The organism is Streptomyces sp. AM 4-1-1 (assembly GCF_029167625.1).
Classification (GTDB): domain Bacteria; phylum Actinomycetota; class Actinomycetes; order Streptomycetales; family Streptomycetaceae; genus Streptomyces.
This window is the reverse complement of sequence record NZ_CP119145.1, coordinates 4,402,679-4,425,253: the sequence shown is the minus strand read 5'-3', so window position 1 is coordinate 4,425,253 and position 22,575 is coordinate 4,402,679. Positions and strand designations below refer to the sequence as shown.

Annotated in this window: 16 protein-coding genes; 9 read left to right on the top strand and 7 right to left on the bottom strand. The window is 71.9% G+C overall.

Annotated features, from left to right (window positions below; all coding sequences use genetic code 11):
- Window positions 1-163 precede the first annotated feature (163 nt).
- Window positions 164-787 (bottom strand): HAD hydrolase-like protein, encoded by a 624-nt coding sequence (locus PZB75_RS18725; RefSeq protein ID WP_275536459.1) that lies wholly within the window; start codon window positions 785-787, stop codon window positions 164-166.
- A 689-nt stretch (window positions 788-1,476) separates the two neighbouring features.
- On the opposite strand from PZB75_RS18725, the gene PZB75_RS18720 reads away from it, so the two are divergent.
- From PZB75_RS18720 to PZB75_RS18705, 4 genes are read left to right on the top strand one after another with little or no spacing between them, the layout of a single operon-like run.
- Window positions 1,477-2,487 (top strand): iron ABC transporter permease, encoded by a 1,011-nt coding sequence (locus tag PZB75_RS18720; protein ID WP_275536458.1) that lies wholly within the window; start codon window positions 1,477-1,479, stop codon window positions 2,485-2,487.
- 29 nt (window positions 2,488-2,516) lie between these two features.
- A complete protein-coding gene (locus tag PZB75_RS18715) occupies window positions 2,517-3,623 on the top strand; it encodes an iron chelate uptake ABC transporter family permease subunit (protein WP_275538758.1) in 1,107 nt (368 codons plus the stop codon).
- Complete coding sequence (locus tag PZB75_RS18710) at window positions 3,620-4,492, top strand: ABC transporter ATP-binding protein (RefSeq protein ID WP_275536457.1); 873 nt, start codon at window positions 3,620-3,622, stop codon at window positions 4,490-4,492. The genes PZB75_RS18715 and PZB75_RS18710 overlap by 4 nt, the downstream gene beginning before the upstream one ends.
- Window positions 4,489-5,472 carry an iron-siderophore ABC transporter substrate-binding protein gene (locus PZB75_RS18705; RefSeq protein WP_275536456.1) on the top strand — a complete coding sequence of 328 codons (984 nt, stop codon included), beginning with the start codon at window positions 4,489-4,491 and terminating at the stop codon, window positions 5,470-5,472. Before PZB75_RS18710 ends, PZB75_RS18705 begins: the two co-directional genes overlap by 4 nt.
- 400 nt (window positions 5,473-5,872) lie before the next feature.
- Here PZB75_RS18705 and PZB75_RS18700 read toward each other — a convergent pair whose 3' ends face one another.
- The gene (locus PZB75_RS18700; RefSeq protein ID WP_275536455.1) at window positions 5,873-7,291 is read right to left on the bottom strand and encodes a hypothetical protein; all 1,419 of its coding nucleotides are present in this window, start codon (window positions 7,289-7,291) and stop codon (window positions 5,873-5,875) included.
- Window positions 7,292-7,365: 74 nt separating this feature from the next.
- Here PZB75_RS18700 and PZB75_RS18695 point away from each other — a divergent pair, with 74 nt between their 5' ends.
- Window positions 7,366-9,843, top strand: a complete 2,478-nt coding sequence (locus tag PZB75_RS18695) for a helicase C-terminal domain-containing protein (protein ID WP_275536454.1) — start codon at window positions 7,366-7,368, stop codon at window positions 9,841-9,843.
- Window positions 9,844-9,911: 68 nt separating this feature from the next.
- Here the strand turns inward: PZB75_RS18695 and PZB75_RS18690 are convergent, their stop codons facing one another.
- The 3 genes from PZB75_RS18690 to PZB75_RS18680 all read right to left on the bottom strand — a co-directional run bounded on the left by PZB75_RS18690 (window position 9,912) and on the right by PZB75_RS18680 (window position 12,262).
- The gene (locus PZB75_RS18690; RefSeq protein WP_275536453.1) at window positions 9,912-10,550 is read right to left on the bottom strand and encodes an RloB family protein; all 639 of its coding nucleotides are present in this window, start codon (window positions 10,548-10,550) and stop codon (window positions 9,912-9,914) included.
- Window positions 10,489-11,853, bottom strand: coding sequence for an ATP-binding protein (locus PZB75_RS18685; RefSeq protein ID WP_275536452.1), 1,365 nt, complete (start codon window positions 11,851-11,853; stop codon window positions 10,489-10,491). Before PZB75_RS18685 ends, PZB75_RS18690 begins: the two co-directional genes overlap by 62 nt.
- Before the next feature lie 274 nt (window positions 11,854-12,127).
- Entirely contained in the window at window positions 12,128-12,262 is a 135-nt protein-coding gene (locus tag PZB75_RS18680) for a DUF397 domain-containing protein (protein ID WP_275536451.1), read from the bottom strand.
- 136 nt (window positions 12,263-12,398) lie between these two features.
- On the opposite strand from PZB75_RS18680, the gene PZB75_RS18675 reads away from it, so the two are divergent.
- Window positions 12,399-12,824 carry an AAA family ATPase gene (locus PZB75_RS18675; RefSeq protein ID WP_275536450.1) on the top strand — a complete coding sequence of 142 codons (426 nt, stop codon included), beginning with the start codon at window positions 12,399-12,401 and terminating at the stop codon, window positions 12,822-12,824.
- A 1,132-nt stretch (window positions 12,825-13,956) separates the two neighbouring features.
- A complete protein-coding gene (locus PZB75_RS18670; protein ID WP_275536449.1) occupies window positions 13,957-15,597 on the top strand; it encodes a DNA repair helicase XPB in 1,641 nt (546 codons plus the stop codon).
- A gap of 37 nt (window positions 15,598-15,634) precedes the next feature.
- Here PZB75_RS18670 and PZB75_RS18665 read toward each other — a convergent pair whose 3' ends face one another.
- Complete coding sequence (locus PZB75_RS18665; RefSeq protein WP_275536448.1) at window positions 15,635-15,823, bottom strand: hypothetical protein; 189 nt, start codon at window positions 15,821-15,823, stop codon at window positions 15,635-15,637.
- A gap of 452 nt (window positions 15,824-16,275) precedes the next feature.
- On the opposite strand from PZB75_RS18665, the gene PZB75_RS18660 reads away from it, so the two are divergent.
- Window positions 16,276-18,408, top strand: coding sequence for a UvrD-helicase domain-containing protein (locus PZB75_RS18660; protein ID WP_275536447.1), 2,133 nt, complete (start codon window positions 16,276-16,278; stop codon window positions 18,406-18,408).
- A gap of 463 nt (window positions 18,409-18,871) precedes the next feature.
- On the opposite strand, the gene PZB75_RS18655 is transcribed toward PZB75_RS18660, so the two are convergent.
- Window positions 18,872-19,567 (bottom strand): copper homeostasis protein CutC, encoded by a 696-nt coding sequence (locus tag PZB75_RS18655; RefSeq protein ID WP_275536446.1) that lies wholly within the window; start codon window positions 19,565-19,567, stop codon window positions 18,872-18,874.
- 323 nt (window positions 19,568-19,890) lie between these two features.
- Here PZB75_RS18655 and PZB75_RS18650 point away from each other — a divergent pair, with 323 nt between their 5' ends.
- Entirely contained in the window at window positions 19,891-22,242 is a 2,352-nt protein-coding gene (locus PZB75_RS18650) for a heavy metal translocating P-type ATPase (RefSeq protein WP_275536445.1), read from the top strand.
- Window positions 22,243-22,575 lie beyond the last annotated feature (333 nt).

Genomic DNA, 22,575 nt, shown 5'->3' with positions numbered 1-22,575 from the left:
TACGCGTACCCGCGTGGACGGGTTCACGCCGCCCTGACGACCTCGTGCACGACAGGAGCCGTCGCCGCGTCCGTGCGGGTCAACGGCTCGGGCGCCGCGCCGGCGCAAGCCGCTGACCTGCGGCGACGCCGTCGTGCGCGAGGTCGTCAGGTACTGGCACGGCTCACGGCCGCTCGGCCAGGTGCGTGCGCAGCCAGTCCGGGAACGCCATGAGGTCCGGCAGGACCACGTCCGCGCCCGCCGCCCGCAGTTCGTCCGCGTCGCACGGACCCGTGGTGACGGCCACCGACAGGGCCCCGGCGGTACGCGCTCCCCGTACGTCCCCGGTGTGGTCACCGACGTAGATCCCCGCGTCGTGCGCCAGCAGCGCCTCCGCCTTGGCCTCCGCCCACAGCCCGCCGATGATCTCGTCCGGCTCGATGCCGAGATGGGTCAGATGCAGCTTGGCGCTCGCCTCGTACTTGGCGGTGACGACCAGCGTCCGGCCGCCCAGCCGGCGTACCGCCTCCATGGACTCCCTGGCACCGGCCAGGGCCAGGGACGGCTTGATCGCGTGCAGGGGATAGATCGCGCGGTAGTGGGCGGCGGTCGCGGCGATCCGGTCCTCCGGGAACCAGTTGACCAGCTCCATCTCCAGCGGCGGGCCCAGCCTGCTGATGGCCAGATCGGCGTCTATCCAGGCCCCGGTCTCGGCGGAGAGCGCCTCGTAGGCGGCCTTGATACCGGGGCGCGAGTCGATGAGTGTCATGTCGAGGTCGAAGCCGACCGTCAGCTGGTGGGAAGCCATGGTCTCCATTGTCCGGCACCGCTCCGACACCGCCCCGGCGGCACTCGGGCACGGTCGGGGCGGGGCCGCCGGGACCGTTCCGGCCAGGGACTCCGCGGTCGGGGCGGGGCACCGGGGGCCACTCCGGCCAGGGCCTTCGGCACTGCCTCGGCGGGGCTCCGGGGGTCACTCCGGCCGGGGTCCCGGCACGGTTCGCGGCAGGACTCCGGAAGCCACTGCGGCCAGGGACTCCGCCACGGTCGCGGCGGGACTCCGGAGCCACCTCGGCCAGGGACTTCGCCGCAGTCGCGGCGGGACTCCGGGGCCACCTCGGCCAGGGACTTCGCCGCAGTCGCGGCGGGACTCCGGGGCCACCTCGGCCAGGGACTCCGGCACCGCCGGGCTCGGGCTCCGGCACCGCCGGGCCTGCGCTCCGGCACCGCTCGGGCGGGTGCCCCGGACCGTCCCGTATCACGGAGGGCCGGATCAGGCCGTGGGACTCCGGCCAACGGCTCCACTGCGGCGGTCTTAGACTGGCCAAGTCACTTAGCCAAGCCTTACTTGACTTGTCCGTCCCGCCGCCCCGCCGCCTCGCCGCCCCGCCGTCTCACCGCGCCTCCGGGCCGGCCCCCTCCTCCCAGCGCCCGCACCACCCAGCCCCTTACCGCCCGACCGCCCGTAACGTCCGTGCTCGTTCTCGATTGGTTCCGATGTCAGCCGCTCCACCACGCCTGTCCAGACGCGCTCTCGCGACGGCGGCGGCCGTCGTGGCGCTGCTGTTCGCCGTCCTGCTCAGCCTCGCCGTGGGGGCGCGGTCCATCGCGCCGTCCGCGGTGTTCGACGCGCTGCTGCACGGTGGGCACTCCGACGCCGCCGAGGTGATCCGGCAGATGCGGGTGCCGCGCACCCTCATCGGACTGATGGTCGGTGCCGCGCTGGCGCTCGCCGGGACGGTGCTCCAGGGCATCACCCGTAACCCCATCGCCGACCCCGGCATCCTCGGCATCAGCCAGGGGGCGTCGGTGGGGGTGGTGCTGGCCATCGCGTTCGCCGGAATCCACACCCTCACCGGGTACGTGTGGTTCGCGTTCGCCGGGGCCGCCGTCGCGTCCGTCGCCGTGTACGCCATCGCGGCGCGGGGACGGGGCGGTGCGACCCCGGTGAAGCTCGCGCTGGGCGGCGCCGCGATCAACGCGCTGCTGGTTTCGGTGACCATGGCGGTGCTGACCACCAAGGCGTCGGCGCTGGACGAGTTCCGTTTCTGGCAGGTCGGCTCGATCGCCGGGCGGGAGGCCGAGGTGGCCCGGCAGATCTGGCCGTTCCTGCTGATCGGGACGGTGCTGGTGCTCTCCGTGGCGCGCGGGCTCGACGCCCTGGCGCTGGGCGAGGACATGGCGAAGGGGCTGGGGCAGAAGGTGGCGACCGTCCGGGTGGTCGGCGGGATCGGTGCGACCGTGCTGACCGGCGCCGGGGTCGCGGCGGCCGGACCGATCGCGTTCATCGGACTCGCCGTCCCGCACATCGCGCGGGCGATCGTGGGCGGCGACCACCGCTGGGTGCTGCCGATGGCGGCCCTGATCGGGCCGGTGATGCTGCTCGTGTCGGACGTGGTCGGCCGGATCGTGTTCCCGCCGAGCGAGGTGCCGGCGGGTGTGATGACCGCCCTGATCGGGGTGCCGTTCCTGGTCACGCTCGTACGACGGAAGGCGGTGCCCGCATGAGCGGCGTTCCTGCCCCGGCGCCGTCGCCGATGGAGCCCCCGGCGCGGTCACCGCAGTCCGCGCGGTCCCCGGTGCGGCGGCCCTCGGTGCGGCCCACCGGTTACAGCGTCGTACGGGTCGGCGGGCGCGGCCGGTTCCTGCTGCACCGGCGGGCGGCGCTGGCCGCGACGGGGCTCGTGGTCCTGCTGGCGGCGGTCTGCGTCGCGTACCTCTGCGTCGGCGAGAGCTTCGTGTCACCGGTCGAGGTGGTGAAGGTGATCGTCGGGCAGCCGTCGCCGGACGAGCTGGTCGTCGGGACGCTGCGGCTGCCGCGCATGGTGGTCGGGCTGCTCGTCGGGGCGGCCTTCGGGATCGCGGGCGCCCTGATCCAGACCGTGGCGCGCAATCCGCTGGCCAGCCCCGACATCATCGGCATCAGCCAGGGGGCGAGCGCGCTGACGGTGGGCGCGATGACGTTCGGCGTCACCTCGTACACAGTGCTGCCGTACCTGTCGGTCGTCGGCGGGATCGCGGCCGCCGCCCTGGTGTACGTCTTCGCGTGGCGCGGCGGTCTGCACGCGACCCGGTTCGTGCTGATCGGCATCGGCTTCGCCATCGCGCTGCGGTCGGTCACCACGCTGTTCCTGACGAAGGGCGACTACCTCGTCGCCCAGCAGGCGCAGATCTGGATGACGGGTTCGCTCAACGGCCGCGGCTGGAGCGAGGCGGCGCCCATCGGCTGGACGCTGCTCGTCCTCGTACCGGCCGTGCTGTGGGCGGCCCGCGCCCAGCGCACGGTGTCGATGGACGACGACACGGCGACGGCTCTCGGGGTGCGGCTGGGCCGGGTGCGCCTCGGGCTGGTCGCCCTCGGTGTGGTGCTGGCCTCCGTGGCGACGGGCACGGCGGGGCCGGTGGACTTCGTGGCGCTGCTCGCCCCGCAGATCGCCCGCCGGATGACGCGTACCGCGCAGATCCCGCTGTTCTGCTCGGCGCTGCTCGGCGCGTTCATCGTGGTCCTCGCCGATCTGCTGGCCCGCAGGCTCTTCTCGCCCACCGAGCTGCCGGTGGGTGTGCTGACGGCGGCGGTCGGCGCCCCGTATCTGATCTGGCTGATCATCCGCGGTCACGGTGGCCGCAGTGGAGGCAACGCATGACCCCGACCCGTACGTCCGCGTCGCAGACCGCCGTGACGAGCCGGCTCACGGTGCGCGGGCTCACGCTCGCCTACGAGGACCGCACGGTGGTCCATGAGCTGGACCTGGCCGTCCCGGACGGCCGGGTGACGGTCATCGTCGGGCCGAACGCCTGCGGGAAGTCCACCACGCTGCGTGCCCTGGGCCGGCTGCTGAAGCCGCGCGGCGGGGCCGTCCTCCTGGACGGCACCGAGCTGTCGAGGATTCCCACGAAGAAGATCGCCCAGTCGATCGGGCTGCTGCCGCAGACCCCGGTCGCGCCCGAGGCGATCAGCGTCTGTGACCTGGTCGCGCGGGGCCGCCAGCCGCACCAGCACTGGTGGCAGCAGTGGTCGGACGAGGACGAGCGGGCGGTGACGGACGCCATGGAACGTACGGACATCACCGCCATCGCCGACCGTTCGGTCGACGAACTGTCGGGCGGTCAGCGCCAGCGGGTGTGGATCGCGATGGCGCTCGCCCAGGAGACGGATCTGCTGCTGCTCGACGAGCCGACCACGTACCTCGACGTCGCCCACCAGGTGGAGGTGCTGGACCTGGTGCGTCAGCTGGCCTCCCCGGCGGCGGACGGCTCCCGTGGCCGGACCGTCGTGACCGTGCTCCACGACCTCAACCAGGCGGCCCGGTACGCCGACCACCTGGTCGCCATGAAGGAGGGCCGGATCATCGCCGAGGGCCCGCCGGAGGACGTCGTCACCGCCGATCTCGTACGCGAGGTCTTCGGTCTGTCGGCGGTCGTCGTGCCGGACCCGGTGACCGGTTCCCCGCTCGTCGTCCCGGGGGCGCCCTGGGCGCCCCCCACCCCTACCGGAAAGGCACCCCGGACATGACAGCACTCCTGCGCAAGCGCCGCCGTACCCTCGTCGCGGGTTCGCTCGCCGTGGCGACCGCCCTGGCGCTCTCCGCCTGTGGTTCGTCGGACTCGGACAGCGGACCGGGCTCCGGCAAGGACACCGCCGCGACGCACACCGTGAGGACCGCGATGGGCGATGTGACGGTGAGCGACGCGCCGAAGCGGGTCGTCGTCCTCGACACCGCCGAGCTGGACTCCGTACTGGCCCTCGGTGTGAAGCCGGTCGGCGCCACGCACACCGACGCGGCGGGCGGCTTCCTCGGCTACCTGCCCGAGGACCGGCTCACGGGCGTCAAGGACGTCGGCGAGATGATGACGCCGAACCTGGAGTCGATCGCCGCCCTCAAGCCCGACCTGATCCTCACCAGCAAGGTCAGGCACGGCGACAAGTACGCCGAACTGAAGAAGATCGCGCCGACCGTGATGACGGAGAACACCGGTTACCCCTGGAAGGAGAACTTCCAGGTCCACGCCGACGCGTTGGGCAGGAAGGCCGAGGCGAAGAAGGTCACCGACGCGTACGCCGCGCACACCGCGCGGGTCACCGAGGCCCTGGGCGGCAAGGCGAAGGCGGCGGCCACCGAGGTGAACATGGTGCGCTTCGTCGAGGGCGCGGACATCCGCATCTACGGCAGGAAGAACTACATCGGCACGATCCTCGCCGACATCGGCCTGGGCCGCCCCGCCATCACGGACAAGGCGAAGGACGGCTTCTCGTACGACGTCAGCCCGGAGAAGATCGACCTGGCGGACGCGGACGTGGTGTTCCACTCGACGTACGGCGACCCGTCGAAGGCCAAGGAGACGGCCACCACGGGCAGCGGGCTGTGGAAGAACATGACCGCCGTGAAGAACGGCAAGGTCTTCCCGGTCGACGACCAGCTGTGGATTCAGGGCATCGGGTACACGGCGGCGGACAAGATCCTGGACGAGTTGCGGGCCGATCTGACGAAGTGACGGCTGATGGGCGGCGTGGTGACGGCTGACGGCTGACGGCTGACGGCTGACGGCTGACGGCTGACGGCTGACGGCTGACGGCTGACGGCTGACGGCTGACGGCTGACGGCTGACGGCTGACGGCTGACGGCAAGCATGGTCACGGCGGCGACCGACTACCGGCATGGTGACGGCTGACGGCTGACGGCTGACGGCCGGCATGGTCGTGGCCGGCATGGTCGTGGCTGGCATGGTCACGGCCGGCATGGCGACAGGGTGGGCGTGGGTCGCTCGCGGAGCCTGGGGCCGAGCGCATCCCTCCGCGCGGAGCGGTCCCGAACAGGCCGCACCCCGGAGCCGCGGTGTCACTGGTGACACGCGGTGACACGCCCGCACCCGGCGGTCCGGCACACGCCCCCGCTCATCCCCGTGACCTCCGCGCCCGCCAGATCAGGAAGAGCGCGGAGGCCACCGCGGCCGTGCGGAGCAGGACCGGCCACATGTCGGACAGCGCCTGCGCCGTGCCGTCCTCCGGGACCGGTGTCCCCCAGCGGCCGTCGAGACGGCCCCAGAGCCAGACCAGACCGCCCGCGGCCACGGCTCCGGGCAGACCCATCGCCGCCCATTTGGCCTCGGCGCGGGAGAGCTTGCGGGAGCTGTACGCGAGCAGCCAGCCGCCCGCGAGGGCCAACCAGGAACCGATCACCGCGCCGACGACCAGCAGGCCCGCGGCGAACAGCAGCAGCGGGTGGGAGATCCGGGCCCGTGGCGCGGCGGCGGGAGCGGTACGGCGGCGGCGCAGCCGGAGACGGCTTCTGGCCCAGGATGTGCGGCCCGCCCCGGCCGACTCCGCCGTCTCGTCCTCGACCTCGTGAGCGGCCCGGTCGGCCCCGGTCCCGTCCCGGTCGTCGTCGCCGTCACCGTCGTCGGTCGCCCGGTCCGGCCTCCCCGGGGACCACGGCCGGAACATCTCCGGGATCTCCACGCCCCCGACGAAACCGGGCACGCTGTCGCCGACCCCGCCGAACGGTCCCGGTTCGACGCGCCACCAGTCGGCCTCGCTGCCGGAAGGACCGAGCTCGTCCATCCCGGCCAGGTGCGGCGGGGAGGCCAACGGGCCGCCGCCCGGCACCGGAGTGTCGTCCTTCGGCGCCTTCGGCGCCTTCGGCGCTCCCTTGCGGAACGGGTCCGGCACGCCCTTGCGGAACACGTCCATGCCGAGCGGTCCTCGCCTGGGGCGCGGGATGCCGCCGCTGGGGCCTGAGGTGCCGCCGCGTCCGGGCCCGTCCTCACGGTCCGCGCTCTCCACCCCGTCCGTCCCGTCCGCTCCGTCCGCACGGCTCGCCGCCCCATCCGTCCCGTCCGTCCGGGGCGCGTGAGGTGCCGGGGACGGGCGTGTCAGTCGTGACAGGGGCGACGCGCGCGGCGGTTCGGCGGCGGGTGACGGACTCGCGGATACGGCCGTCGGCGGCGGACCCGCGGAGCGGAACGTACGGAACGCGCGGGGCGTGCGCGGCGCACGCGATGCACGCGACGCGTCCGGTGGGTCCGCCGCGTACGCCGTGTCCGCGGCATCCGCCGTCGTGTTCGTCGAAGCCGCCCGTCCGTCCCCGGACTCGGCGGCCTTCGCCACCAATTCGTCCGGCGCCCCGAGCCCTCCGATGATGCGCCGGACCGTCGCCGGGGTGTCCGCGGAGAGCGCCCCACGCTGCCGGTCGATCTCGGTCCGCAGCGTCGAGACGAGCCTCATCCGGGCGCCGGACGACAGCTGTTGCTGCTGTGCCAGGTCCCCGACCCGGCTCAGATAGTCGTAGACGAGCTGGTCGCTCTCGATCCCCACCGCTGGTTCCCCTCTACCGGCCCTGCCCCGACGGTAGCGCTCCTCGGGCCTGTTCAGGGGCTAACGTGGGCTGGATGGGGATGACCACACCACCGCGGACGCTCGCCGAAGCTCTGCGCGCCCGGGGCGACGAATCGTTGGCCGGGCTGCTGCGTGCCCGTCCCGACCTGCTGTCCCCGGTGCCGAACGACATCACGCAGCTCGCCACCAGGGCGGGCACCCGCGCCTCCGTCGTACGCGCGCTCGAACACCTGGACAAGTTCGCGCTCCAGACCGCGGAAGCGCTCGCCGTGGCGCCCGACCCATCCCCGTACGAGACGCTGCTGACGCTGCTCACGGGCGACGGGCAGGACGACGGCGAGCATCGCGGCGAGGCCGGGGCCGCCATCGTGGAGTCACTGCCCCGGTCCCTCGCCACCCTGCGCGAGCAGGCCCTCGTCTGGGGCGAGAACGACCGGCTGCGGCTCGTGCGCACCGCGCGTGAGCTGCTGTCGCCGTCCCCGCAGCACCCCTCGCCCACCGGTCTCGGCCCGACCGTGGCCGAGGCGACGGCCGGGATGTCGCCGGGCCGGCTCCAGGAGATCATCGCCGTGGCCGGGCTGCCCGCCACGCACGACCCGGTCTCCGCCGTTGCGGCGCTGGCCGGGCTGTTCACCGACCGGACGCGGATGGCCGCGCTCCTGGACACCGCCCCGGTGGAGGCGCTGGCCGTGTTGGACCGGCTGGTGTGGGGGCCGCCGTACGGGGAGGTCACCCCGAACCCCACCCCGCCCGTGAAGTGGCTGCGCGACCGGGGGTTGCTGCTGCCCGTGTCGACGCGGACGGTCGTGCTGCCGCGCGAGGCCGCGCTGCATCTGCGGGCCGGGCGCGCCCACCGCGTACCGGAGCCGGTGCCGCCCGCCGTGGTGGCGGCCGCGACCCGCGATCCCCAGGCTGTGGACAGCGCCGCCGCAGGTCAGGCGTTCACCGCGGTGGCCACGGTCGAGGAGCTGCTGAAGGGGTGGAACGGCGGCGGCCCGGCCACCCTGCGGGCCGGCGGGCTCAGTGTCCGCGAGCTGAAGCGGACCGCCTCCGCACTCGACGTGTCCGAGCCCATCGCCGCGTTCTGGATCGAACTCGCGTATGCGGCCGGGCTGTTGGCCGCCGATGGGGAGAACGACGAGCGGTACGCCCCGACGCCCGCGTACGACGACTGGCTCGAACTCCCCGCCCAGCGCCGCTGGGTACGTCTCGTCGAGGCCTGGCTCCCCGCCACCCGCGCGGCGGGACTGGTCGGCGGCCAGGACGCGAAGGGGCGGGCGCTGTCCACTCTCGGCCCCGAGCTGGACCGCTCCGCCGCGCCCGAGGTGCGCCACCGGGTGCTGTCGCTGCTCGCGCTCCTGCCCACGGGCACCGCGCCCGACCCGGAGTCCCTGCTCGCCCGGCTGCGCTGGGAACGACCGCTGCGCGCCGCCGTCCCGGGCGCGTCGGCGAGCGCGGGCAACACCGCGGACCTGCGGTCACGGCTCGCCCTGTGGACGCTCAGCGAGTCCGAACTCCTCGGTGTCACCGGCCGGGGCGCCCTGGCCTCCCACACCCGGGCGCTGCTCGCCGAGGGTCCTGCCGAGGCCGCGGCCCGGCTGGCCCCGCTCATCCCGGAACCCCTCGACCACGTGCTGCTCCAGGCGGACCTGACGGCGGTCGCCCCGGGCCCGCTGGAGCGCCCGCTGGCGGAGGCGCTGTCGGTGCTCGCGGACATCGAGTCGAAGGGGGGCGCGACGGTGTACCGGTTCACGCCGGGGTCCGTGCGCCGGGCACTCGACGCGGGCCGTTCGGCATCGGACCTCCACGCGTTCCTGGCCGCGCACAGCCGGACAGCCGTGCCGCAGCCGCTGAGTTACCTCATCGACGACGTGGCCCGCCGCCACGGCCGTCTGCGGATCGGCGCCGCGTCCTCGTACGTACGCTGCGACGACGAGGCCGTGCTGAACGAGATCCTTGCCGACAAGCGCTCGGCCCCCCTGCGGCTGCGCCGGCTCGCACCGACCGTACTGGCTTCGTACATCGACCCGTCGTCCCTCCTCGAAGGGCTGCGCGACATGGGGTACGCCCCGGCCGCCGAGTCCGCCGACGGCGACGTCCTGATCACCCGCGCGGGAGCCCGCCGCACCCCGCCGCGTACTCCCCCGGCTCCGGTGCCGGAGGGCCCGCCGATCCCGGACGACACGCTGCTGGTCGCGGCGGTACGGGCGATCAGGGCCGGGGACACGGCGGCCACGGTCGTCCGCAAGGAGACCCCCGCGTCGGAACCCACGGGACCGGGCGACGCGCCCCTCCCCCGTACGACCCCGGCCGAGACCCTGGCCACGGTCCAGGCCGCCGCCATGACCGGATCGGCGCTCTGGATCGGCTACGTCAACGCGGAGGGCGCGGCCAGCCAACGGGTGATCGCCCCGGTCAGGGTCGAGGGCGGCTTCGTGACGGCGTACGACCACACGGCGGACGAGGTCCGCACGTACCCACTGCACCGCATCACGGGTGTCGCGGAACTGGCGGACGAGGGGGCGCCCTGAGGGGCACTGCCGTGTCGAACCGAGCACGGCTGCCTTCCTCCGGCGGACCGGCCGGTCTCCGCACTCCGTCAGCCGGGGCGGTGCCGTGACAGCCTCAGCAGTTCCACCAGCCGGTCCAGATCGGTCCATGGATTCTCGGTGTGCCGATTCGAGCCGCGTTGCCTCAACGCCTCCGCGCGCGCCTTGGCCTGACCGTACCGGTCGCGGAGCGTGTTGTAGCCGACGTGCTTCCGATCACCCGTGTATCCGCAGACACCAAGCCTTTCCAGCATCCGCTGCGCACCGTCCGACGTGCAGTACCCCGACACATCGGTGAAGTGCAGCAGGAGCCAGAGTTCGAAACAGGGATTGGTCAGCGCCACCTCGATTCCGTGACCCGCCGCGAGCTCCAGGGCCTCCTTCAGTCCCGGATGCGGAGCGGGAGCCTCCACGTCGATCACGCACCAGACCTCGTCGTACTCCATGCACCGGTCCTGAGGAGAGCTGGGCGCCCGCTCCTTGTGCGCGGCGGCCGCGCGTACCAGCGTCTTGGGCTCGCCGTGTTTGCCGCCCATGCAGATGGACACGGGCAGTGAGCGCAGTTCCCCCTTCAGGCCCTTGAAGTACTGATCCTCCGTGCGTTCGCCCTCGCAGTAGATGAGGAACCTACGCTGCTCCTGGCGTACGCCCTTCGCCCGCTTCAGCGGTTTGCCCCGCTTCACTGCCACCCCCGTGCCGGAATGCCACGGCCATGTCCCGCAGCAGATCGTCGTCCAAGTGGGGCACAGCCCCGTAACGCCCGCCCAGATACCGCTTCTCCAGGTTGTCCGCGGAGTCCCGCACCGAGAACTCGGTCATCGGGAACAGGCGCGTCGCGAGGGTGTCCGGGTCCTTCTCGGTGAACCACACCTGATCCCTGAAGAGTTGGGTACGGACGTTGCGTCCGAGCAGTGCCGCCTCGTGCGTACTGAAGATCAATTGCGCTCCCCCGCTGTTCGTCTCGGGGGACTGGAACACGCCGACGAGAGCATCGACCAGATAGGGGTGCAGACGGGCGTCGAGCTCGTCCACGCAGAGCACCCCGCCCTCGGCCAATGTGGTGACGACGGGGCCGATGAGACCGATCCAGGTACGCGTACCACTCGACTCGTACGCGAGGTCGAGCGGAAACACGCCTTCAGCAGTCCGGTGCTCGACCCTGATCCGCTGTTTGCTGTCCTCCTGCACACGGACCTTGTCACCCAGCGCCTCCCGGAGCGCCTGCGTGATCCGCTGGTGATCCGCGCGGACGTTCTCGTCCCAGTCCTGGATCTCCAGCCCGGACACACCGAGGTCGGCGAACCGAAGCAGGTCCGACACGGGATGTGGCTGCTGCCGGTCCCGTCCCTCCAGGCAGAGCCGTACCGTGTGATCGAGGCGCCGGGCGAAGTCGTGGTCCGTGGCCATCCGCAGGCCCGACCGGAACCACCGGAAGACCGCACTGAGCTGATCATGTCCTTGGGCCGCCGCGACGGACAGATAGAGACTGTTCGGCCTGAGCAGTTCGGCGATCAGCTTTCGTCGGCCGGTGAGCCATCTGCCGAAAACGACCTCGCCGTCCGCCCCTCGCTCGTACAGACGGCGCTGCCGGCCCTCGGGGTAGTAGTACAGCCACTCCTCGGTGACCTGTTCGTCGTCGACCGAGAACCCGAACTGATGATGCACTCCGCCGACGACGAAGTCGGCCGCGAAGGAACTGGGCCGATCAGCCGCGCCATGACCGAGCGCGAACGGACGACGCGGAACTCCGCCGCTGGGGTCCCAGCGGCGGAACGAGGACAGGACCGCTGATCGCATCCAGCCGAGGGAGTCGATGACGTTCGACTTCCCGGAGGCGTTGGTGCCGTACACCGCGACCACAGGAACCACGAACTCACCGCCGCCCGGCGACGGACACTCGGCCCGCTCCGGGTGCCGATCGGCGGCGACGAGGGACAGCTCTTGTTCCTCCAGCAGCGAAGCATGATTCGTGACCTGGAATCGCAGCAGCATGCCAGTCCCTCCAAGCATCGAATGACGTCGTTCCATGGCTCATATCGTCATGTCCTGACGATAGTGCCGGTGAAACGACGTTGCCTAGTGATGTCACTCGTCGGTGTCAGCTACCGGCCACCCCGACAGGCTCCTCATCTCCACGCCGACCGCGCGAGCGCGCGTACGCCCTGTCTCGACCTACGCACTCACACCCCCACGCGAAGACCCCGCTCTCGCGTCTGAAGGACGAGAGAACGGGGCCTCCTGGTCGGCAAACGCCGCCGGGACGGTCCTAGCGACCGGTGACGGTCCCGACGAAGGCGGACCACGCCTGGGCCGAGAAGACGAGCGCGGGACCGCAGTCGGCCATGCCGTCCGGGCCTGCGACCACGGCCCTGATGACGTTCTCGTTCAGGATGGCCCACATCTTCTGTTCGGACCGCCGGCTCGAAGTCAGGTTGAGGAGCTGCCCGCTGTCTGCCGGAGCGTCTACCCTGGCGCCGGGTGGTCTTTCCACGGCCGCACGCCCGCCCCTGCGACCCGCCGTCCGATAGGTTCATTCCATGCCCGGCCGCCTTCTGGAACTCCATGTGGAGAACTTCCGCAGCCTTCGTGACGTGACCATCCCGCTCGGTCCGCTCACTGTCCTCGTCGGCCCGAACGGTGTGGGTAAATCCAACGTCCTCAAGGTGTTCGACTTTCTCGCCGCCATCATTCGAACCGATCTGAAACCCGCACTGGAAGAGCGCGGCGGATTCGACGAGATGGCGTTCTGGGGCGGGGAAAGGCCCCCGACCTCCCTGGTGATCCACCTCAAGGCCGACTGGACGACTCACGCAAGTGCCAAGGCACCGGACGAGTACTCGCTGACCATTCGGCGACGGTCCTCGCCGCACAGCCGTGATGCCTACACGCTGTCACGGCAGGAGAGTTTCGCGTTCAAGCGCACCCGGGGCAGGGCAGGGGAGGCGCATCACGATCTCGGGTGATGAGGCCCGAGTCGTCGACAAGAAAGCGGGCCGGGAGTCCGACGGCGGAAGCTTCGGCATCCAACGGCTGAGCGGGACGAGGACGGTGCCTCGATCATTCCGGCGTTGACCACCGATGAGATCGAGGCGATCGTCGAGGAGACCGGTGATCAGCCTCTCGGAGAACTGTGGTTCTCAGGCGTACTCGGCGGTGACCTGACGGAAGACGAGCTGTGAGGCACAAGAACATACGCGGTGCGCAGAGCCGCGGCATCGTCGTCCTTGCCGGTGAGAGCGCCAACGACCGCCGCATGCCGGCGGGTTTCATCAAGGCCGCCCATCCCGGCCTCGCCGCCGCCGTCACTCTCACCGAGATCACCGATCCGGTGCGGCTGCGAAAGAAGTCGGGCACCGATCTCGCGACGGCCGCGGGAACGTTGGTGAGAAAGGCGCGGGGCAAGGCCAAACTCAAAGCCGGCGAGTTCGTCGGCATCGCGGTTCACGAAGACATGGACGCCTGTCCCGGCCCCGGTTACGACACGGCACGGCGGGCGGTCACCGCGGCACTCGCGAAGGCGAGCGGATCGGCCTCGTCCGTCTACGCACTGGCGGCAGCGGAGTCGGAAGCATGGCTCCTCCTCGTTTCCCGAGGCATTTCCGCTGTACAGGGCGTCATGGAAGATTCCGGCGCAGTGGCACGGCCGGGACACAGGGCGGCGTCGGACGCCCGAGGAGGATCTGGAAGCCCAGCTCATCAGTCCGCGTTTCAGGGAAGGCGACGGTCCCGAGATCATCTCGAAGGCCCTCACCGAGGGGCTTCTCCCGGCGCCCAACGGGTCCAACCGTTCCCACAGCGAGTTCGTCGAAGATCTCGTCGCGTGGAAGGTCCCGAGCGGAACCGGTCGGTGATCCGCCGCGCCCGGCACCGCGAGCCCGCCCCTCCCTCACACCCGCCCCACCTCCCCGCCCCCGAGGTAGACTGGTGCGTTTCCCGTGAACGTCCCACACAGGTGGCCGCGCACGCTCCCGGCGCGCGTGCCGAGGCTCCTTCGGGCGTCTCGTCCGGGGCAAGGCCCGGACCCCGGCGGGTGTGCGGTCCGCCACCAGGCGATCCCGCTCCCGCCACCGGGCGATCCCGACTTCGGAGGTACATGTGTCCTGCCTGATCGTCCAGAGTGACAAGACACTGCTCCTGGAAGTGGACCACGAGCAGGCGGACGCCTGTCGGCGTGCCATCGCGCCCTTCGCCGAGCTGGAGCGGGCGCCCGAGCACATCCACACCTACCGGCTGACCCCGCTCGGCCTGTGGAACGCCCGCGCCGCCGGGCACGACGCCGAGCAGGTCGTCGACGCCCTCGTGAAGTTCTCGCGGTATCCCGTGCCGCACGCCCTGCTCGTCGACATCGCGGAGACGATGGACCGGTACGGGCGGCTCACCCTCTCCAAGCACCCGGTGCACGGGCTCGTGCTGACCACCACCGACCGGCCGGTGCTGGAGGAGATCCTTCGGTCGAAGAAGGTCGCGCCGCTGGTCGGGGCCCGGATCGACCCCGACACCGTCGCCGTGCACCCCTCCGAGCGCGGGCAGGTCAAGCAGACGCTGCTGAAGCTGGGCTGGCCCGCCGAGGACCTCGCGGGGTACGTCGACGGCGAGGCGCACGCCATCGAGCTGGACGAGAGCGGCTGGGCGTTGCGCCCGTACCAGAAGCAGGCCGTCGAGGGGTTCTGGCACGGCGGGTCCGGGGTGGTCGTGCTGCCCTGCGGCGCCGGGAAGACGCTGGTCGGGGCCGGGGCGATGGCCCAGGCCAAGGCGACCACGCTGATCCTCGTCACGAACACCGTCTCCGCCCGGCAGTGGAAGCACGAGCTGGTGAAGCGGACCTCGCTGACCGAGGAGGAGATCGGCGAGTACAGCGGTACCCGCAAGGAGATCCGGCCGGTCACCATCGCCACGTACCAGGTGCTGACGACCCGGCGGAAGGGCGTCTACCCGCACCTGGAGCTGTTCGACTCGCGTGACTGGGGTCTGGTGATCTACGACGAGGTGCATCTGCTGCCCGCCCCCGTCTTCAAGTTCACCGCCGATCTCCAGGCCCGCCGCCGGCTCGGGCTCACCGCGACGCTCGTGCGGGAGGACGGCCGCGAGTCGGACGTCTTCTCGCTGATCGGCCCGAAGCGGTTCGACGCGCCGTGGAAGGAGATCGAGGCGCAGGGCTACATCGCGCCGGCCGACTGCGTCGAGGTACGGGTCAATCTCACCGACTCCGAGCGGCTGGCGTACGCGACCGCCGAGGCGGAGGAGAAGTACCGCTTCTGCGCGACGACCGCGACCAAGCGGAAGGTGACCGAAGCGCTCGTACGCAAGCACAAGGGTGAGCAGACCCTCGTCATCGGCCAGTACATCGACCAGCTCGACGAGTTGGGCGAGCATCTGGACGCCCCGGTGATCAAGGGTGAGACGAGCAACGCCCAGCGCGAGAAGCTGTTCGAGGCGTTCCGCCAGGGTGAGCTGCACGTGCTCGTGGTGTCGAAGGTCGCGAACTTCTCGATCGACTTGCCGGAGGCGACGGTCGCCATCCAGGTCTCGGGCACGTTCGGTTCCCGGCAGGAGGAGGCCCAGCGGCTCGGCCGGGTGCTGCGTCCGAAGGCGGACGGGCACGAGGCGCGGTTCTACTCGGTGGTGGCGCGCGACACCATCGACCAGGACTTCGCGGCGCACCGCCAGCGGTTCCTGGCCGAGCAGGGGTATTCGTACCGGATCGTGGACGCGGACGAACTGCTCTCCGACAGCTGAGCCGGTAAGGCGGGGGCGGGGGAAACGGGGCAGGCGCTCAGTGGCCCCGGCGCACGCCCGCCTCCTCCGCGTACTCGCCGAGCACGACCACGCCGAACGCGGTGCTCACGAAGACCTTCACGGCGCGTAGCGCGTCACCGACGCGGTGGCTGTGGGGGTGACCGGCGGTCGCCGTCGCGCCGTGCGCGGAGCCGGTCCTGCGGGGGTCGAGGGTTACGGTGCTCATGTGTTCCATGGTCCTGCGCGCCGCCCGTGAGGACATCGATCCGCAGGCGGAACCCCGGAGCGGGCGCCGTAGCTCTCCGGTCGCACGCCGTCCCCTACGGGGGACGTACTCCGTGCCCTACGGGTCGGCGGGGAGGACGGGAGGGACGCGGCGGGCGGGACGGCGTCGTGTCGGCCCGCCGGTCCTTCGGACAATTCGTTCGACGCCGGTCATCGCGCTCAGTACAATCGCGGGTCTGCCCGCCTCCCGTACCGCGCGCCGGCCCACGCCGGCCGCCGGGGGAGCGCCGTCGGCCGGACGGAAACCGGCCGACAGCCACAGCCGTACGTGATCGATCCCCGAGCGGACCGCGTCGCACCCGAGCCACCGGAAATCCGCCCGTACGGAGATCCGCCCGCGCCGGGAAGCGAGTCGCGGTCCGCCGTCCCGCGTTGAAAGCCGGAGGCAACACCGTGCCCGCGCACGAAGCAGAGAGCGACACCACCACCACCTCGGCTCCCCCGGAGCACACGGCTCCCACCGAACCGTCCGACCCCACCGATCCCCTGGCCCGTGAGCGCGGTCATCTCGCCGCCTCCCGGGCCGCCCTGCGCGCCATGCGCGAGGACGTGCAGTCCCTCGACATCCGGGACGTCACCGCGAACTGGGTCAACGCCGCCGTCCTCCAGGCCCAGATGGACGACCGCGTCAAGGCGCTCGCCGACCTCGCGCACACCCCGCTCTTCTTCGGCCGCCTGACCTATCTGCACCCGGTGGGCGCGGAGAGCGCCGAGGGGGCCGAGGGGGAGCAGTTCTACATCGGACGGCGGCACGTCCACGACGCCCAGGGCGACCCGATGGTCATCGACTGGCGTGCGCCCGTGTCGCAGCCGTTCTACCAGGCGTCCAGGAAGAACCCGCTGGACATCGCCCTGCGCCGCCGGTTCGGCTACACCGGCGGGGACCTCACCGCGTACGAGGACGAGGACCTGACCGACCCGGCCGGTCCCGCCGGGGCCGAGCGGACCAGCAAGCTGCTCCAGGCGGAGATCGAGCGGCCCCGCGTCGGCCCGATGCGGGACATCGTCGCGACGATCCAGCCGGAGCAGGACGAGATCGTCCGCAGCGGGCTCGGCGGCACGGTCTGTGTGCAGGGCGGTCCCGGCACCGGGAAGACCGCCGTCGGCCTGCACCGGGTGGCGTATCTGCTGTACGCGCACCGCGAGCGGCTGGCCCGTACCGGCACGCTGGTCATCGGGCCGAACCGGTCGTTCCTCCACTACATCGAGCAGGTGCTGCCCGCCCTCGGTGAACTGGAGGTGAAGCAGGCGACCGTCGACGACCTGGTCACCGCGCACATCGAGGTGCGCGGCACGGACCCGGCCGAGGCGGCCGTCGTCAAGGGGGACGCCCGGATGGCGGAGGTGCTGCGGCGGGCGATCCGCTCGCACGTGAGCATGCCGACGGAGCCCGTGGTCGTGGTGCGCGGCTCGCGCCGCTGGCGGGTACCGGCGTACGAGGTCGAGGAGATGGTCCGCGAGCTGCTGGCCCGCGACATGCGGTACGGCGCGGCCCACGAGGCGCTTCCGCAGCGCATCGCGCACGCGGTCCTGGTGCGTATGGAGGAGGCGGGCGAGGCCCCGGACGACCGGGTGCAGAACGCGGTGGCGCGCACCCCGGCGGTGAAGGCGGCGGTGAAGGCGGTCTGGCCCGCCGTCGACCCGGCGAAGCTGGTGCTGCGACTGCTGGCGGAGCCGGAGTTCCTGGCGGCGCACGCGGACGGCGTCCTCACCGAGGACGAGCAGCGGACCATCCTGTGGCGGAAGCCCGCGCGCGGCGTGAAGTCGGCGAAGTGGTCGGCGGCGGACGCGGTGCTGATCGACGAGGCGACCGACCTGGTGGCCCGTACGCACTCGCTGGGCCATGTGGTGATCGACGAGGCGCAGGATCTGTCGCCGATGCAGTACCGGGCGGTGGGGCGGCGCTGTTCGACCGGTTCGGCGACCGTGCTGGGCGATCTGGCCCAGGGCACGACGCCGTGGTCGACGGAGAGCTGGGCGGAGGCGTTGCGGCATCTGGGGAAGTCGGACGCGGTGGTGGAGGAGCTGACGGCGGGCTTCCGCGTGCCGCGTGAAGTGATCGCGTACGCCTCGCGGCTGCTCCCGGCGATCTCACCGGGGCTGGCGGCCGTGGAGTCGGTGCGTGAGTCACCCGGTTCGCTGACGGTACGGGCGGTGGCGGAACCGGCCGGGCTCGACGCGGCGGTGGTCGCCGCGTGCCGGGAGTCGCTGACGCGGGAGGGTTCGGTCGGGCTGATCGCTGCGGACGCGCGGATTCCGGCTCTGGCCGACGCGTTGACGGCGGCGGGCCTGCCGTATCTCTCCCCCGGGCAGGAGACGACCGCCGATTCCCGGCTGACGCTGGTCGCGGCGTCGCTGGCGAAGGGGCTTGAGTACGACTACGTGGTGCTGGACGAACCGTCGGCGGTGGTCGACGGCGAACCGGACGAGCGGACCGGACTGCGCCGGCTGTACGTGGCGCTCACCCGCGCGGTCTCGGGTCTGACCGTGCTGCACGCGGGCCCGTTGCCGGAGCGGCTGGGCTAGGGGCTGTCCCGTTCTCCCTGGTGGGCGTGCGACGACAGCTACGGCGCCTCGCGGCGTTGTGGGAACGTCCCCGTACATCCAGTACGCGGACGCCCCTCCGCCTGGCGACGCACCGCATCCGACGCCGCACGCTGATCCACCACGGATCGCGGGACAGCCCTTAGCGCCGTTCCGGCGCTGCTGAAGACGCGGGGCGGGCTTCCTGTACGGGGAACGGCGGGAAGGCGGGGGCGCGCTTCTACCGCCTCGCGCCCCCTGCGTACCTCGCGCGCCTGTACCTCGCGCCGCGTACCCCCCGTCCCGCACACACCCGCGCCCCTTGCCCCTGCCCCGCGTACGTCCATCCGTACGCGGGGCAGGGGCCTCGCCACACCCGTACGCGGGGCAAGGGGCGCGTCACACCCCCTGCGCAGGGCACCGACCGCGCCACACCCGTACGCGGGAAGGCGCCGCGTCATCTCGCTCAGGCGTCCAGCGCCTCTCGCCACTCCCGGACCGCCGCCGCGTCCACCGGGCTCGACCAGCCGTCCCGGCGGGCCGCGCCGCCGATGTGGACGGCGTCGATCCCCCCGGACAGCAGGCGAGGCAGGTGGTCGAGGCGGAGGCCGCCGCCGACCAGGATCTGCGGCTCGTAGCCGGGTTCGCCCGCTTCGGCACGGGCCGCCTCCGCGAGCAGTGTCGGGATGCCGTCGTCGACGCCGTTCGCCGCACCCGAGGTGAGGTACGTGTCGAGGCCAGGCAGGTCCGCGAGCTGCTTGCGCACGGCGTCACGGTCGGCGGACCGGTCGATCGCGCGGTGGAACGTCCAGGGGCAGCCCTCGATCTCGGCGACCAGGCGTTCCACGGTGACGAGGTCCGCGTGCCCCTCCGCGTCGAGAAAGCCGAGTACGAACTGATCGGCGCCCGCGGCGCGCAATTCCCGCGTCCTCCCGACGAGTACGTCGATGTCACCTGGCGCGAAGCCGCCGACGATCCGGAGCATCACCCGTAGGGGGATGTCCACGGCCGACCGGATCTCCGCGAAGGTCGCACAGGGCGGGGTCAGGCCGTCCGTCGCCATGTCGGCGACCAGCTCCAGGCGGTCCGCACCTCCTGCCTGAGCTGCGACCGCGTCCTCCGCGTCGAGAGCGATCACCTCCAGGACTGCACGGTTGCTCATGGGACCCCATTCCTCCATAGCTGTAGCGATAGGTCTAGTCCAATGGCCAGCCTACGGGTCGGTAGCCGGAAGGCGCAGCCTCAATGCGAACTGGAAGATACGTGAGCCTGAATACCCACCGGGCGTCCGGGCGCACCCGATCATCACCCCGGCGACGGACATACCTTGCGGTTCATAGGGGAGGGGGGTATACATGAGATCAGCGATTGATACCCCCTAGGGGTATATCGCGGCAACGGTCGGAGTCAGCGGCACCCGGAGTCGGAAACACTCGGAGTCGACAGACACGACGGACGGCAGACGGCCGGAAGTCGACCGACACCATGAGGTCAAGGGAGGAACCCGTGTCCGCGCACACCGCCACCACCAGTACCGGTAACGGCGCCGTCGCAGAGGTCGAGCTCGCCATCGGCGGCATGACCTGCGCCTCGTGCGCGGCCCGCGTCGAGAAGAAGCTCAACCGGATGGACGGCGTCGAGGCGACCGTCAACTACGCCACCGAGAAGGCGAAGGTCAGCTATCAGGGCGAGGACGTCTCCGTGGCCGACCTGATCGCCACCGTCGAGGCGACCGGATACACCGCCCGCCCCCCGCGGCCGGCCCGGACGACGGCCGAGCGCGACGACCGGACCGCCGGACGACATGGCGGCGAGAGCGGCGAGGACGACGGGGCCGACGACAAGGACGGGGACGATCCCGCGCTGCGCACGCTGCGCCAGCGCCTGATCACCGCCGTCGTGCTCGCCGTACCGGTGATCGCGATGGCGATGATCCCGCCGCTCCAGTTCGAGAACTGGCAGTGGCTGTCGCTGACCCTCGCCGCCCCGGTCGTCGTGTACGCCGCCTGGCCCTTCCACCGCGCCGCCTGGACCAACGCCCGGCACGGCGCGGCGACGATGGACACCCTGATCTCGCTCGGCACCTCGGCCGCGTTCCTGTGGTCGCTCTGGGCGCTGTTCTTCGGTACGGCCGGGATGCCCGGCATGACCCACGCCTTCGAGCTGACCATCAGCCGCAGCGACGGCGCCGGGAACATCTATCTCGAAGCCGCCGCCGGGGTCACCGCGTTCATCCTGGCCGGGCGGTACTTCGAGGCCCGCTCCAAGCGGAAGGCGGGCGCCGCGCTCAGGGCGCTCCTCGAACTGGGCGCCAAGGAGGTCACCGTCCTGCGCGACGGCGCGGAAGTGACCGTACCGACCGCGGATCTCCGGGTCGGGGACCGCTTCCTGGTCCGTCCCGGCGAGAAGATCGCCACCGACGGCACCGTCGTGGAGGGCTCCTCGGCCGTCGACGCCTCGATGCTGACCGGCGAGTCCGTGCCGGTCGAGGTGACCGCCGGCGACTCCGTCACGGGCGCCACGATCAACGCGGGCGGCCGGCTCGTCGTCGAGGCCACCCGGATCGGCTCCGACACCCAACTGGCGCGGATGGCCCGGCTGGTGGAGGACGCGCAGAACGGCAAGGCGGCGGCCCAGCGCCTCGCGGACCGGATCTCCGGTGTCTTCGTACCCGTCGTGATCGTGCTCGCGCTCGGCACGCTCGCCTTCTGGCTCCTCAGCGGCGAGGGCGTCACGGCCGCGTTCACGGCCGCCGTCGCCGTACTGATCATCGCCTGCCCCTGCGCCCTGGGGCTGGCCACTCCGACGGCCCTCATGGTCGGTACGGGGCGCGGCGCGCAGCTCGGCATCCTGATCAAGGGCCCGGAGGTCCTGGAGACCACCCGCCGCGTCGACACGATCGTCCTCGACAAGACCGGCACCGTCACCACCGGCCGGATGACCCTCCTCGACGTCCACACCGCCACCGGTACGGACGAGGGCGACGTGCTGCGACTGGCCGGGGCGCTGGAACACGCCTCCGAGCACCCCATCGCCCAGGCCGTCGCCGCCGGGGCCGCCGAACGCACCGGAGCCGCCCTCCCCACCCCCGAGGACTTCGTCAACGTCGCGGGCCTCGGCGTGCAGGGCGTCGTCGACGGCCACGCGGTCCTGGTCGGCCGTGAGCGGTTGCTCGCGCAGTGGGAGATCCACCTGCCCGCGGAGCTGGCGGAGAAGAAGGCCGCGGCGGAGACGGCGGGCCGGACGGCCATCGCGGTCGCCTGGGACGGCGAGGCGCGGGCGGTCCTGGAGGTCGCCGACGCGGTCAAGGAGACCAGCGCCGAGGCCGTCCGCAGGCTGCGCGACCTCGGCTTGACCCCGATCCTGCTCACCGGGGACAACAAGGCGGTGGCGGACGCGGTCGCGGCGGAGGTCGGGATCGACGAGGTGTACGCGGAGGTCATGCCCGAGGACAAGGTCGCGGTCGTCAAGCGCCTCCAGGCGGAGGGCCGTTCGGTCGCCATGGTCGGCGACGGGGTCAACGACGCCGCCGCGCTCGCCCAGGCCGATCTGGGCCTGGCGATGGGCACGGGCACGGACGCGGCGATCGAGGCCGGTGACCTGACGCTGGTACGCGGCGACCTGCGGGCGGCGGCGGACGCCATCCGCCTCTCGCGCAGGACGCTGGGCACGATCCGGACGAACCTGTTCTGGGCCTTCGCCTACAACGTCGCCGCGCTGCCGCTCGCCGCGGCCGGACTGCTGAACCCGATGATCGCGGGGGCGGCGATGGCCTTCTCGTCGGTGTTCGTGGTCGGCAACTCGCTGCGGCTGCGCGGCTTCAAGGCCGCCGCGTAGGGACCACGGCGGGCGGCCCGCACAGGGCACCGACGGGCGGGCGCACCGGACCACGGAGGGCGGCCGCGTCAGGACCACGGCAGGTGGCCGCGTCAGAACCACATCGGACGCGCCCGGCACGTCCACCGGCCCCCGAAGGCCGGCACGCCCCCACCGGGCCCCGGAAGCGGAACATTCCGCGACCGGGGCCCTCGCGCGTTCGCGGCACGACCGGACCGGCCACACACGCCATGTGAGACGGCGGGCCTTTCCACACCGATCTCAACCGGAATCCTGTGAGACCAACAGGAGCGGGCCCTGGCAAAAGGAAATCTGTCGGCTCCTGTCGGAGAC